The 14,061-nt window shown below is 52.7% G+C and carries 6 protein-coding genes and 4 pseudogenes; 7 read left to right on the top strand and 3 right to left on the bottom strand.

Going from position 1 to position 14,061, the window contains the following annotated elements; genetic code table 11:
• Positions 1–102 precede the first annotated feature (102 nt).
• Positions 103–798, top strand: a complete 696-nt coding sequence (gene chaC, locus CRI63_RS00150) for a glutathione-specific gamma-glutamylcyclotransferase (RefSeq protein WP_135518128.1) — start codon at positions 103–105, stop codon at positions 796–798.
• A gap of 54 nt (positions 799–852) precedes the next feature.
• On the opposite strand, the gene ychN is transcribed toward chaC, so the two are convergent.
• Positions 853–1,206 carry a DsrE/F sulfur relay family protein YchN gene (gene ychN, locus CRI63_RS00145; protein WP_064528737.1) on the bottom strand — a complete coding sequence of 118 codons (354 nt, stop codon included), beginning with the start codon at positions 1,204–1,206 and terminating at the stop codon, positions 853–855.
• Positions 1,207–1,390: 184 nt separating this feature from the next.
• Between ychN and CRI63_RS00140 the strand changes: the two are divergent.
• A pseudogene (locus CRI63_RS00140) lies at positions 1,391–2,784 on the top strand (YchO/YchP family invasin).
• On the opposite strand, the gene narL reads toward CRI63_RS00140, so the two are convergent.
• Both narL and narX read right to left on the bottom strand, forming a co-directional pair.
• Entirely contained in the window at positions 2,785–3,435 is a 651-nt protein-coding gene (gene narL, locus CRI63_RS00135; RefSeq protein ID WP_000070491.1) for a two-component system response regulator NarL, read from the bottom strand.
• On the bottom strand, positions 3,428–5,224 hold the full coding sequence (gene narX / locus CRI63_RS00130) for a nitrate/nitrite two-component system sensor histidine kinase NarX (protein WP_135518126.1): 1,797 nt from the start codon (positions 5,222–5,224) through the stop codon (positions 3,428–3,430). Before narX ends, narL begins: the two co-directional genes overlap by 8 nt.
• Positions 5,225–5,562: 338 nt before the next feature.
• Here narX and narK point away from each other — a divergent pair, with 338 nt between their 5' ends.
• The 5 genes and pseudogenes from narK (at position 5,563) to narI (ending at position 14,009) form a co-directional block, all read left to right on the top strand.
• Entirely contained in the window at positions 5,563–6,954 is a 1,392-nt protein-coding gene (gene narK / locus CRI63_RS00125; RefSeq protein ID WP_130205687.1) for a nitrate transporter NarK, read from the top strand.
• Positions 6,955–7,347: 393 nt separating this feature from the next.
• Entirely contained in the window at positions 7,348–11,091 is a 3,744-nt protein-coding gene (locus CRI63_RS00120; RefSeq protein WP_130222807.1) for a nitrate reductase subunit alpha, read from the top strand.
• Positions 11,088–12,625 (top strand): annotated as a pseudogene (narH, locus tag CRI63_RS00115) (nitrate reductase subunit beta). The gene CRI63_RS00120 and the pseudogene narH overlap by 4 nt, the downstream one beginning before the upstream one ends.
• Positions 12,622–13,333: pseudogene (gene narJ, locus CRI63_RS00110) on the top strand (nitrate reductase molybdenum cofactor assembly chaperone). The pseudogenes narH and narJ overlap by 4 nt, the downstream one beginning before the upstream one ends.
• Positions 13,333–14,009, top strand: a pseudogene (gene narI, locus CRI63_RS00105) (respiratory nitrate reductase subunit gamma). Before narJ ends, narI begins: the two co-directional pseudogenes overlap by 1 nt.
• The last annotated feature ends 52 nt before the right edge of the window (positions 14,010–14,061 follow it).

Here is a 14,061-nt window from a genome sequence, read left to right as displayed (position 1 = left end):
GATTGCATATTGTCCCAATAGTGGTTTCAAAATGAGCAGTAAAAATGTCCGGAAGACACCAAAAAGTTGTCGCAGGGAAGTATGCAGTGGCGGAGGTGTAAGGTGATAACGCGTGATTTCTTGATGAATGCCGATTGTAAAACGGCATTTGGTGCCATTGAAGAATCACTCTTATGGTCGGCAGAACAACGGGCGGCCTCGCTGGCGGCGACGCTGTCTTGTCGACCTGATGAGGGACCGGTGTGGATCTTCGGCTATGGATCATTAATGTGGAATCCGGCACTGGAGTTTACCGAGTCGTGCACCGGTACGCTGGTTGGGTGGCATCGTGCTTTCTGTTTGCGGCTTACTGCCGGGCGGGGGACTGCGCACCAGCCGGGGAGGATGCTTGCACTGAAAGAGGGCGGGCGTACCACGGGCGTTGCGTATCGTCTGCCGGAAGAGTCTCTGGAGCAGGAGCTGACCTTACTGTGGAAGCGTGAGATGATTACTGGCTGCTATCTGCCGTCCTGGTGTCAGCTTCATCTTGACGACGGCCGCACCGTCAATGCGCTGGTGTTCATTATGGACCCGCGCCATCCTGAGTATGAATCCGATACCCGCGCTCAGGTGATTGCCCCGTTGATTGCTGCGGCGAGTGGGCCATTAGGAACCAACGCACAGTACTTGTTTTCCCTGGAACAAGCGCTTAACAAACTGGGGATGCAGGATGACGGGCTGAGTGATTTACTGGTGTCGGTGAAAAAACTTCTGACGGAAAATTTCCCGGATGGTGTGCTACGGCCCGGGTTTGCCTGATAAAACATGTTAGCAGTGGGGCATCTCTATTATCTTGAGCGCCCCATACTTACCTTAAAATGTGAGCACTTTATCGGCAAGCAGCGTCCATTGCGCCAGTTCTACCAGAGTACCAATTTCCACTCCATCAATCAGTGGAAGTGTGCTGATGCCACGACCATCGGTGCAGGTTTTGCACAATTTCACTGGCACATTTTGCGCCGTGAGGATCTCCAGCATTTGCTGAATGTTATAGCCTTCCCCAGGTTTTTGTCCGCGCAATCCGGCAGTGACCGCATCAGACATCAGGAATAGACGCAGATCCAGGTAGCTTTCCTGCTCTCGTAGCGCAATGGCCAGCCGCAGGCTGTTAAATAAGGATTCGCTCCCGTAGGGGGCGCCATTGGCAACGATCACGATTCTTTGCATTATTTACTCCTGTATTCAGGGAATTAGATGTTCAGTTTCTATCTTACAGCTTGTGTGCTGTCTGACCAATCCGACACATTTTTTAGGATTTGTCATAAAGCATGCAAAAGTACAAGAAAAATTACCAGTAATCGTTATTCTATAAAGCTGTAGCTGTTCATTTTTATTGGAAATTACTGACGTTTTGAGCCGTTTCGTCCCCCGCATTATCGCAATTTGTTTACTCTTGCTGCTGGCAGGCGGTATAGCTAGCGCACAGTCCTCTTTTAAGCAGCAAGCGGCAAATCCTTTTGATAACGACAGTGACGCTCTTCCTGACTTAGGAATGGCAGCGGAAAATCATGACGGTGAAAAACATTTTGCTGAAATTGTGAAAGATTTTGGTGAAACCAGTATGACTGATAAAGGTCAGGACACTGGCGAGCAGGCGAGAGCTTTTGCGTTGGGAAAAGTCCGCGATGCGCTTAGCCAGCAGGTCAATCAGCACGTGGAATCCTGCTATCGCCGTGGGGGAACGCCAGTGTCGACGTCAAAGTGGATAACGAAGGACATTTTACAGGTAGCCGGGGGAGCTGGTTTGTACCGCTACAGGATAACGAACGTTATCTTACATGGAGCCAGATTGGGCTCACTCAGCAGGATGATGGTCTGGTCAGTAACCTTGGCGCAGGCCAACGCTGGGCGCGTGGCAACTGGCTGGTGGGATATAACACTTTTTATGACAACTTGCTGGATCAAAATCTCCAGCGAGCAGGTTTCGGTGCCGAAGCGTGGGGGGAATATTTGCGGTTGTCAGCAAACTATTACCAGCCTTTTGCCTCCTGGCGTGAACAGACCGCCACGCTCGAGCAACGAATGGCGCGTGGTTACGACTTGACGGCCCGGATGCGGATGCCGTTTTACCAGCATATCAACACCAGCGTTAGCCTCGAACAATATTTTGGTCAGAGTGTTGATTTGTTTAACACTGGCACGGGTTATCACAATCCCGTCGCCTTGAGTCTTGGACTAAATTACACACCTGTCCCACTCGTTACAGTAACCGCCCTGCATAAACAGGGGGAAAGTGGAGAAAGGCAAAATAACCTCGGACTGAATATTAACTACCGTTTTGGCGTGCCGCTCAACAAACAGCTTTCTGCTGGCGAAGTTGCTGAAAGCCAGTCGCTACGCGGTAGTCGCTATGACAATCCGCAGCGAAATAATCTGCCGACTATTGAGTATCGGCAGCGTAAAACCTTAACGGTGTTTCTGGCGACGCCGCCCTGGGATCTTAAACCTGGTGAAACCGTGCCACTGAAATTACAAATTCGCAGTCATTACGGTATTCGGCAATTGATCTGGCAGGGAGATACGCAGATGTTAAGTCTGACATCGGGAGCGACTGCCAATAGTGCGGATGGCTGGACGTTGATCATGCCGGACTGGCAAAGTGGGGAAGGGGCGAGCAATCAATGGCGATTGTCGGTAGTGGTGGAGGATAACCAGGGGCAGCGTGTCTCCTCCAATGAGATCACGCTAACGCTTGCCGAACCTTTCGACGCAATGTCGAACGATGAACCGATCTGGGAACCGTAATCAGAAAATACGTTCCTGATGCACCCATACCGCAGCTTCTACACGAGATTTGAGCTTCATTTTTTTCAGCATGTGTTTCACATGCACTTTAACCGTGCTTTCAGTGATGTCCAGGCGACGGGCAATCATCTTATTCGGTAAGCCCTGGGCTATTAGTTTTAGAATGTCGCGTTCACGTGGTGTTAACTGGTTAACATCACGCTCAGTCGTAGCGCGGTTAGCGCGCAGGCTGGCGGCCAGAACAGGGGTCAACGCTTCGCTTAAGACCATTTCGCCAGCGGCAGCCTGATGTAATGCTTTCAGTAAATCTTCTGGCTCCATATCTTTTAACAGATAGCCATCTGCACCGCGTTTCAATGCGGTTACCACGTCCTCTTCATGGTTAGAGACGCTGAACACCACAATACGGCCAGAGAGGGACTTTTCGCGCAGTTTATCCAGCGTTTCCAGACCGTTCATGCCGGGCATATTGAGATCTAACAGGATCAGATCGGGATCAAGAGACTCCGCCAGTTCAATACCCTGTTCGCCATTACTCGCTTCGCCAACCACGGTGATATCTGGTGCCATACTAATAAGCTGTTTTACGCCAGTTCGCAGCATCGGGTGATCGTCAATCAGCAGGATAGTAGCCGGTTCCTGATTACTCATGGGTATCTCCTTGGACGTCTGTGAAAGTTTTTTCGGGAATAAAGGTGACCACCACTTCGGTGCCACCTGATTCACGACGGCGGACGCGGCAATCGCCTCGTAAACTTTGCGCACGGTCGCGCATTATTATCATGCCGTAGTGATTGCTGCGGATGGCATTTTCAGGCACGCCGCAGCCATTATCCTGAACGGTCAGTTTTACCTGATTATCGTTTTGCGCCACCGTAACCACCACCTCACTTGCTTGCGAATGTTTGAGGGCGTTACTTAATGCCTCACGGGCAATTTGCAACAGATGGATTGCCTGATGTGAAGGCACCAGACGTGGCGGCAATTGGTAATTCAGCTTCACCGGGAAGCCAAATTTGGCGCTGTACTCTTCGCAGCTCGCCTCCAGTGCGGGACGTAATCCTGGTTCGGTGAGCTGTAAACGAAATGTGGTGAGTAACTCACGCAACTGCGCCCAGGACGCATTCAGTTCGTTACGGATCTGGCTTAACAGTTCGCGGCTGCTTTCTGGCAGCGCGTCGCCTTGCATCTGTAAACAACTTACCTGCATTTTCATGCAAGAGAGCGATTGAGCAATAGAATCATGCAGTTCGCGCGCAATGGTGGCACGCTCTTCCATCACGATCAACTGCTGCTGGCGCTCCTGATGGCGATCCAACGCCAGCGTGGCGGTGAGCTGTTCAACCAGGGTATCCACCAGTTGTTGTTGATCATGGCTAAGATGACGCCCCTGCGGCAGGGTAGCCAGCAAAATACCATACTGCATATGAGAATCCGCTAACCGCCATTTCAGCGTAGTGCCGCGATCGCCAACAGGTAAAACGCCGCGTGGGCAGAGGTGGCAGCCTTTATCATCGCAACTCATATCTGGCTGACAGGTAAACTCCTGATGATTCTCTTCATCTTCCGTGTCATATACCCGTAGTTCGATATCACGCAACAGGGTTAAATTTTGTAGACCGTTAAGCACAGGCGACAGGCGTTCACACAGCGGGGCGCGGGAATGCAAACGGCGGTTGGCCTGCCACAAAAAAGAGAGAATCTGATTTTTATGCTCCAGTCCGGCAGTTTTCTCCTGTACCCGCTGCTCAAGCACGGCATAACTTTCCGCCAGTTCAGCAGACATATTGTTCAGTGCAGTCCCCAACATCGCCATCTCGTTGCGTCCGCTGATATTCGCTCTCTTACTAAAATCGCGATGACTGACGGCGCTGGCCATTGCCAGTAATTGTCGCCACGGTTGAAGCAAACGCGCTCGCAGCCAGATAATGGTAAACACCAGTAAAAGCGCCATAAAGACCGCCATTACCCGGTGGACCAGCACAACTGTCTCAATACGCGTTTCGGTAGTGCGATCGAAACCAGAAACCAGCTGATCAAGCCCGGCAACAAACTGGCTGACGTCTGCCGACACCGTTTCGCGGTTTTGTGCACGCAACAGCGCAGGAATCAATTCATTGCGCCAGTAATCCTGTAGCCCCTGCAATTGCGCCAGTTGCCCGTCTCGTTCTGCCGCACGAGTTAACTCGGTGCTAAATGCCGTTTGTTCCATCTCTTTGATTAAGGGCTTGTCATTCTCGCTTAATGGCACAGCCGCCAGCAGACGGTAACTTTGCATGCGCAGCGATCCCGCTTTGTTGATCGCATGGGCGCTGCCCTGAACGCCTTGCACCAGCCAGCCAGAAACTGCCATCCCCGCCAGTCCAATGGCGGTAGAAAGCAAAACAATCAGCGCAACCTGATTAACCAGGGTGAGCGGAGAGAGACAACGTTTAAGCATATAAACCTCTTCCTTCAGGCTTTGAATGAGCAATAACCTTAATGAATGTGACGATACATTCTGGAATGGCAGTATTCTCGGCTATTGGCTGAAGTATACCCATACCCGTAAAGAGTTACTCCTTATTTGCCGTGTGGTTAGTCGCTTTACGTCAGTAAGGGTAGGGATTTTACAGTGTCGTGAAAAATCTCAAAATTTTTATGAAATCTCTGTACTCACTATGGGTAATGATAAATATCAATGATAGATAAAGTTATATTGTCGTTTGATTTACATCAAATTGCCTTTGGCTACAGACACTAAGGTGGCAGACATCGAAACGAGTATCAGAGGTGTCTATGAGTCACTCATCCGCCCCCGAAAGGGCTACTGGAGCAGTCATTACAGATTGGCGACCGGAAGATCCTGCGTTCTGGCAACAACGCGGTCAACGCATCGCCAGCCGTAACCTGTGGATTTCCGTTCCCTGCCTGCTTCTGGCGTTTTGCGTATGGATGTTATTCAGTGCCGTTGCGGTGAACCTACCGAAAGTCGGCTTTAATTTTACGACCGATCAGCTATTTATGCTGACTGCGCTACCTTCAGTTTCTGGCGCATTATTACGTGTTCCATACTCCTTTATGGTTCCAATCTTCGGTGGTCGTCGCTGGACAGCATTCAGCACCGGTATTCTGATTATTCCTTGCGTCTGGCTGGGTTTTGCCGTTCAGGATACCTCCACGCCTTATAGCGTCTTCATCATCATCTCTCTGCTGTGCGGTTTTGCTGGCGCGAACTTCGCCTCCAGTATGGCAAACATCAGCTTCTTCTTTCCGAAGCAGAAGCAGGGTGGCGCGCTGGGCCTGAATGGTGGTCTGGGCAACATGGGTGTCAGCGTCATGCAGCTGGTTGCTCCGCTGGTGGTATCACTGTCAATTTTTGCTGCATTTGGTAGCCAGGGTGTAACACAGCCTGATGGCACCGAGCTGTATCTGGCGAACGCGTCCTGGGTATGGGTGCCGTTCCTCGCCATCTTTACCATCGCGGCGTGGTTTGGCATGAACGACCTTGCTACCTCGAAAGCCTCCATCAAGGAGCAGTTACCGGTACTCAAACGTGGGCATCTGTGGATTATGAGCCTGCTGTATCTGGCAACCTTCGGCTCCTTCATCGGTTTCTCTGCGGGCTTTGCCATGTTGTCAAAAACGCAGTTCCCGGACGTGCAGATTCTGCACTACGCCTTCTTCGGACCGTTTATTGGCGCACTGGCGCGTTCTGCTGGTGGTGCATTGTCTGACCGTCTTGGCGGTACCCGTGTCACGCTGGTGAACTTCGTGCTGATGGCGATTTTCAGTGGCTTGCTGTTCCTCACCTTACCGACTGACGGACAGGGCGGAAGCTTTATGGCGTTCTTTGCGGTCTTCCTGGCACTGTTCCTGACCGCAGGGCTGGGTAGCGGCTCCACCTTCCAGATGATTTCCGTGATCTTCCGTAAACTGACGATGGATCGCGTGAAAGCAGAAGGCGGTTCTGACGAACGTGCCATGCGTGAAGCGGCAACCGACACTGCTGCGGCGCTGGGTTTCATCTCTGCGATTGGCGCTATCGGTGGCTTCTTTATCCCGAAAGCGTTTGGTAGCTCACTGGCATTAACGGGTTCGCCAGTCGGTGCAATGAAAGTATTTTTGATTTTCTATATCGCCTGCGTGGTGATTACCTGGGCGGTATACGGTCGGCATTCTAAAAAATAAATCGTAATATTTGATTATCCTTTGCGCGGCGTAATGTCGCGCTTTTTTTACTTGCCATTTAGTTACAACATACTTTGAGGGCGATAATTATTTTCAATTGCGTCAATTAAGCACCATTAATATGTCATCCATGGGGGATACTCCTTAATACCCACCTGTATAAAAATCCGAAATGTATAAATGTGAGATAGCATAAAAACCATTAATTTACAGTCCGTTAGATATAAATCCTTAATTACCCTTAAGGAGTATCTTAGGAATTTACTTTATTTTTCATCCCCATCACTCTTGATCGTTATCAATTCCCACGTTGTTTCAGAGCGTTACCTTGCCTTTAAACATTAGCAATGTCGATTTATCAGAGAGCCGACAGGCTCCCACAGGAGAAAACCGATGAGTAAATTCCTGGACCGGTTTCGCTACTTCAAGCAGAAGGGCGAAACCTTTGCCGATGGGCATGGCCAGCTTCTCAATACCAACCGTGACTGGGAGGATGGATATCGCCAGCGTTGGCAGCATGACAAAATCGTCCGCTCTACCCACGGGGTAAACTGCACCGGCTCCTGTAGCTGGAAAATCTACGTTAAAAACGGTCTGGTGACCTGGGAAACCCAGCAGACTGACTATCCGCGTACCCGTCCGGACCTGCCAAACCATGAACCTCGCGGCTGCCCGCGCGGCGCCAGCTACTCCTGGTATCTCTATAGCGCCAACCGCCTGAAATACCCGATGATGCGCAAACGCCTGATGAAAATGTGGCGTGAAGCGAAGGCGCTGCATAGCGATCCGGTTGAGGCATGGGCTTCTATCATTGAAGACGCCGATAAAGCGAAAAGCTTTAAGCAGGCGCGTGGACGCGGTGGTTTTGTTCGTTCTTCCTGGCAGGAAGTGAACGAACTGATCGCCGCCTCTAACGTTTACACCATCAAAAACTACGGCCCGGACCGTGTCGCTGGTTTCTCGCCAATTCCGGCAATGTCGATGGTTTCTTACGCATCAGGTGCGCGCTATCTCTCGCTGATTGGCGGTACTTGCTTGAGCTTCTACGACTGGTACTGCGACCTGCCTCCTGCGTCTCCGCAAACCTGGGGCGAGCAAACTGACGTTCCGGAATCCGCTGATTGGTACAACTCCAGCTACATCATCGCCTGGGGTTCAAACGTGCCGCAGACGCGTACCCCGGATGCTCACTTCTTTACTGAAGTGCGTTACAAAGGCACCAAAACTGTTGCTGTCACGCCTGACTACGCTGAAATCGCCAAACTGTGCGATCTGTGGCTGGCACCGAAACAGGGCACCGATGCGGCAATGGCGCTGGCGATGGGCCACGTAATGCTGCGTGAATTCCACCTCGACAACCCAAGCCAGTATTTCACCGACTATGTGCGTCGCTACACCGACATGCCGATGCTGGTGATGCTGGAAGAACGCGACGGTTACTACGCCGCGGGTCGTATGCTGCGCGCTGCCGATCTGGTGGATGCGCTGGGCCAGGAAAACAATCCGGAATGGAAAACTGTCGCCTTTAATACCAATGGCGAAATGGTTGCGCCGAACGGTTCTATTGGCTTCCGCTGGGGCGAGAAGGGCAAATGGAATCTTGAGCAGCGCGACGGCAAAACTGGCGAAGAAACCGAACTGCAACTGAGCCTGCTGGGTAGCCAGGATGAGATCGCTGAAGTGGGCTTCCCGTACTTTGGCGGCGACGGCACGGAACACTTCAACAAGGTAGAACTGGAAAACATTCTGCTACACAAACTGCCGGTGAAACGCCTGCAACTGGCTGACGGCAGCACCGCCCTGGTGACCACCGTTTATGATCTGACGCTGGCAAACTACGGTCTGGAACGTGGCCTGAACGACGTTAACTGTGCAACCAGCTATGACGATGTGAAAGCTTACACCCCGGCCTGGGCTGAGCAGATTACCGGTGTTTCTCGCAGTCAGATTATCCGCATCGCCCGTGAATTTGCCGATAACGCTGACAAGACGCACGGTCGTTCGATGATTATCGTCGGTGCGGGTCTGAACCACTGGTATCACCTGGACATGAACTACCGTGGTCTGATCAACATGCTGATTTTCTGCGGTTGTGTCGGTCAGAGCGGGGGCGGCTGGGCGCACTATGTAGGTCAGGAAAAACTGCGTCCGCAAACCGGCTGGCAGCCGCTGGCGTTTGCCCTTGACTGGCAGCGTCCGGCGCGTCACATGAACAGCACCTCTTATTTCTATAACCACTCCAGCCAGTGGCGCTATGAAACCGTGACTGCGGAAGAGCTGCTGTCGCCGATGGCGGATAAATCCCGCTATACCGGACATCTGATCGACTTCAACGTCCGCGCAGAACGCATGGGCTGGCTGCCGTCTGCGCCGCAGTTAGGCACTAACCCGCTGACTATCGCTCGCGAAGCAGAAAAAGCCGGGATGAATCCGGTAGATTACACCGTGAAATCACTGAAAGACGGTTCCATCCGTTTTGCGGCAGAACAACCAGAAAACGGTAAAAACCACCCGCGTAACCTGTTCATCTGGCGTTCTAACCTGCTCGGTTCTTCCGGTAAAGGTCATGAGTTTATGCTCAAGTACCTGCTGGGGACAGAACACGGTATCCAGGGCAAAGACCTGGGGCAGCAGGGCGGCGTGAAGCCGGAAGAAGTGGACTGGCAGGACAATGGTCTGGAAGGCAAGCTGGATCTGGTGGTTACGCTGGACTTCCGTCTGTCGAGCACCTGTCTCTATTCCGACATCATTTTGCCGACGGCGACCTGGTACGAAAAAGACGACATGAATACTTCGGATATGCATCCGTTTATTCACCCGCTGTCTGCGGCGGTCGATCCGGCCTGGGAAGCGAAAAGCGACTGGGAAATCTACAAAGCCATCGCCAGGAAATTCTCCGAAGTGTGCGTCGGTCATCTGGGTAAAGAAACCGACATCGTCACGCTGCCTATCCAGCACGACTCTGCCGCTGAACTGGCACAGCCGCTGGATGTAAAAGACTGGAAAAAAGGCGAATGCGACCTGATCCCAGGTAAAACCGCACCGCACATTATGGTCGTAGAGCGCGATTATCCGGCAACTTACGAACGCTTTACCTCTATCGGCCCGCTGATGGAGAAAATCGGTAACGGCGGTAAAGGGATTGCCTGGAACACCCAGAGCGAGATGGATCTGCTGCGTAAGCTCAACTACACCAAAGCGGAAGGTCCGGCGAAAGGCCAGCCGATGCTGAACACCGCAATTGATGCGGCAGAGATGATCCTGACACTGGCACCGGAAACCAACGGTCAGGTAGCCGTGAAAGCCTGGGCTGCCCTGAGCGAATTTACCGGCCGTGACCATACGCATCTGGCGCTGAATAAAGAAGACGAGAAGATCCGCTTCCGCGATATTCAGGCACAGCCGCGCAAAATTATCTCCAGCCCGACCTGGTCTGGTCTGGAAGATGAGCACGTTTCTTATAACGCCGGTTACACCAACGTTCACGAGCTGATCCCGTGGCGTACGCTCTCTGGTCGTCAGCAGCTTTATCAGGATCATCAGTGGATGCGTGATTTCGGTGAAAGCCTGCTGGTTTATCGTCCGCCGATCGACACCCGTTCGGTGAAAGAAGTGATGGGCCAGAAATCCAACGGCAACCCGGAAAAAGCGCTCAACTTCCTGACGCCGCACCAGAAGTGGGGTATCCACTCCACCTACAGCGACAACCTGCTGATGCTGACTTTAGGTCGCGGTGGTCCGGTGGTCTGGCTGAGTGAAGCCGATGCCAAAGATCTGGGTATCGCCGATAACGACTGGATTGAAGTCTTCAACAGCAACGGTGCTCTGACTGCACGTGCGGTTGTCAGCCAGCGTGTTCCGGCAGGGATGACCATGATGTACCACGCGCAGGAACGTATCGTTAACCTGCCTGGTTCGGAAATTACCCAACAGCGTGGTGGTATCCATAACTCGGTCACCCGTATCACGCCGAAACCGACGCATATGATCGGCGGCTATGCCCATCTGGCATACGGCTTTAACTACTACGGCACTGTAGGTTCTAACCGTGATGAGTTTGTTGTAGTGCGTAAGATGAAGAACATTGACTGGTTAGATGGCGAAGGCAATGACCAGGTACAGGAGAGCGTAAAATGAAAATTCGTTCACAAGTCGGCATGGTGCTGAATCTCGATAAGTGCATCGGCTGCCACACCTGTTCAGTTACCTGTAAAAACGTCTGGACCAGCCGCGAAGGCGTGGAATACGCGTGGTTCAACAACGTTGAAACCAAGCCGGGCCAGGGCTTCCCGACTGACTGGGAAAACCAGGAAAAATACAAAGGCGGCTGGATCCGTAAAATCAACGGCAAACTGCAACCGCGCATGGGTAACCGTGCCATGCTGCTGGGTAAAATCTTCGCTAACCCGCATTTGCCGGGGATCGATGATTATTACGAGCCGTTCGATTTTGATTATCAGAACCTGCATACCGCGCCGGAAGGCAGCAAATCGCAGCCGATTGCCCGTCCGCGTTCGCTGATTACCGGTGAACGGATGGCGAAAATTGAAAAAGGGCCGAACTGGGAAGATGACCTGGGCGGTGAGTTTGACAAGCTGGCGAAAGACAAGAACTTCGACAACATCCAGAAGGCGATGTATAGCCAGTTCGAAAACACCTTCATGATGTATTTGCCGCGCCTGTGCGAACACTGCCTGAACCCGGCATGTGTGGCGACCTGCCCGAGCGGTGCAATTTACAAGCGTGAAGAAGATGGCATCGTCCTGATCGACCAGGACAAATGCCGTGGCTGGCGTATGTGCATCACCGGATGCCCATACAAAAAATCTACTTCAACTGGAAGAGCGGTAAGTCTGAGAAGTGCATCTTCTGTTATCCGCGTATTGAAGCCGGTCAGCCGACGGTGTGTTCAGAAACCTGTGTCGGTCGTATCCGTTATCTCGGCGTGCTGCTGTACGATGCGGACGCCATTGAACGTGCGGCCAGCACCGAGAACGAAAAAGATCTCTACCAGCGTCAGCTGGACGTGTTCCTCGATCCGAACGATCCGAAGGTCATCGAGCAGGCGATTAAAGACGGTATCCCGCTGAGCGTTATTGAAGCTGCGCAGCAGTCGCCGGTTTATAAAATGGCGATGGAATGGAAACTGGCGCTGCCGCTGCATCCGGAATATCGCACCTTGCCGATGGTCTGGTACGTGCCGCCTCTGTCTCCGATTCAGTCTGCGGCAGACGCTGGCGAGTTGGGCAGCAACGGCATTTTGCCAGACGTCGAAAGCCTGCGTATCCCGGTACAGTATCTGGCGAACCTGCTGACCGCAGGCGACACCCAACCGGTACTGCGTGCGCTGAAACGCATGCTGGCGATGCGTCATTACAAACGTGCTGAAACCGTTGACGGTAAAGTTGATACCCGTGCGCTGGAAGAGGTCGGTCTGACCGAAGCCCAGGCACAGGAAATGTATCGTTATCTGGCGATTGCTAACTACGAAGATCGTTTTGTGGTGCCGAGCAGTCATCGTGAACTGGCGCGGGAAGCCTTCCCGGAGAAAAATGGCTGCGGCTTTACCTTTGGTGACGGCTGCCACGGTTCAGATACCAAATTCAATCTGTTCAACAGCCGTCGTATCGATGCCATCGATGTGACCAGCAAAACGGAGCCGCATCCATGATCGAACTCGTGATTGTATCGCGTCTCCTTGAATATCCGGATGCTGCCTTATGGCAGCATCAACAGGAGATGTTCGAGGCGATTGCCGCGTCGGAAAATTTGTCGAAAGAAGATGCCCATGCGCTGGGCATTTTCCTGCGCGATTTAACGGCGCTGGATCCGCTGGATGCCCAGGCGCAGTACAGCGAACTGTTCGACCGTGGTCGCGCCACGTCACTGTTGCTATTCGAACATGTTCACGGTGAATCCCGCGATCGTGGTCAGGCAATGGTTGACCTGTTGGCGCAGTACGAGCAGCACGGCTTGCAGTTAAACAGCCGCGAATTGCCGGACCATCTGCCGCTGTATCTGGAATACCTGGCGCAGCTGCCGCAAAGCGAAGCCGTGGAGGGTTTGAAAGACATTGCGCCGATTCTGGCATTGCTGAGCGCGCGTCTGCAACAGCGTGAAAGCCGTTATGCCGTGCTGTTTGACCTGCTGCTGAAACTGGCGAATACCGCTATCGACAGCGACAAAGTGGCGGAAAAAATTGCCGATGAAGCGCGCGACGATACGCCGCAGGCGCTGGATGCTGTCTGGGAAGAAGAGCAGGGTTAAATTCTTTGCTGACAAAGGCTGCGGTGATTCAGCAATCACTGCTCATCAGCGTCGCTTTGCCGGTGCCGTCGCGCCGCAATATCTGAATATCACCACCGGAGGACAGCACTAATGCAATTCCTGAATATGTTCTTCTTTGATATCTACCCGTACATTGCCGGGGCGGTCTTCCTGATTGGTAGTTGGCTGCGTTATGACTACGGGCAGTACACCTGGCGCGCGGCATCCAGCCAGATGCTGGACCGTAAAGGAATGAACCTGGCGTCGAACCTGTTCCATATCGGGATTCTGGGGATTTTCGTCGGCCACTTCTTCGGTATGCTGACGCCGCACTGGATGTATGAAGCGTGGTTGCCGATTGAAGTGAAACAAAAATGGCGATGTTTGCTGGTGGTGCCAGCGGCGTGCTGTGTCTGATTGGTGGCGTGCTGTTACTGAAGCGTCGCCTGTTCAGCCCACGCGTGCGTGCAACCACTACCGGAGCGGATATCCTGATCCTGTCGCTGCTCGTTATCCAGTGCGCGCTGGGCCTGTTGACCATTCCGTTCTCCGCCCAGCATATGGACGGTAGCGAGATGATGAAACTGGTTGGCTGGGCGCAGTCGGTGGTGACCTTCCACGGTGGCGCTTCTCAACATCTTGATGGCGTGGCGTTTATTTTCCGTCTGCACCTGGTGTTGGGGATGACGTTATTCCTGCTGTTCCCGTTCTCGCGTCTGGTGCACATCTGGAGCGTACCGGTGGAGTATCTGACACGTAAGTATCAGCTGGTGCGCGCTCGTCACTAAGCACGACATAGTGCCTGATGCGCTGCGCTTATCAGGCCTACAGAGTCATACA

The organism is Escherichia sp. E2661 (assembly GCF_004745185.1).
Classification (GTDB): domain Bacteria; phylum Pseudomonadota; class Gammaproteobacteria; order Enterobacterales; family Enterobacteriaceae; genus Escherichia.
This window is presented reverse-complemented; position numbering and strand designations above follow the sequence as displayed.

Coding starts and splice junctions, on each gene's coding strand:
- narK (WP_130205687.1), top strand. CDS start 5,563: ATGAGTCACTCATCCGCCCCCGAAAGGGCTACTGGAGCAGTCATTACA.
- ychN (WP_064528737.1), bottom strand. CDS start 1,206: ATGCAAAGAATCGTGATCGTTGCCAATGGCGCCCCCTACGGGAGCGAA.
- CRI63_RS00120 (WP_130222807.1), top strand. CDS start 7,348: ATGAGTAAATTCCTGGACCGGTTTCGCTACTTCAAGCAGAAGGGCGAA.
- narL (WP_000070491.1), bottom strand. CDS start 3,435: ATGAGTAATCAGGAACCGGCTACTATCCTGCTGATTGACGATCACCCG.
- narX (WP_135518126.1), bottom strand. CDS start 5,224: ATGCTTAAACGTTGTCTCTCTCCGCTCACCCTGGTTAATCAGGTTGCG.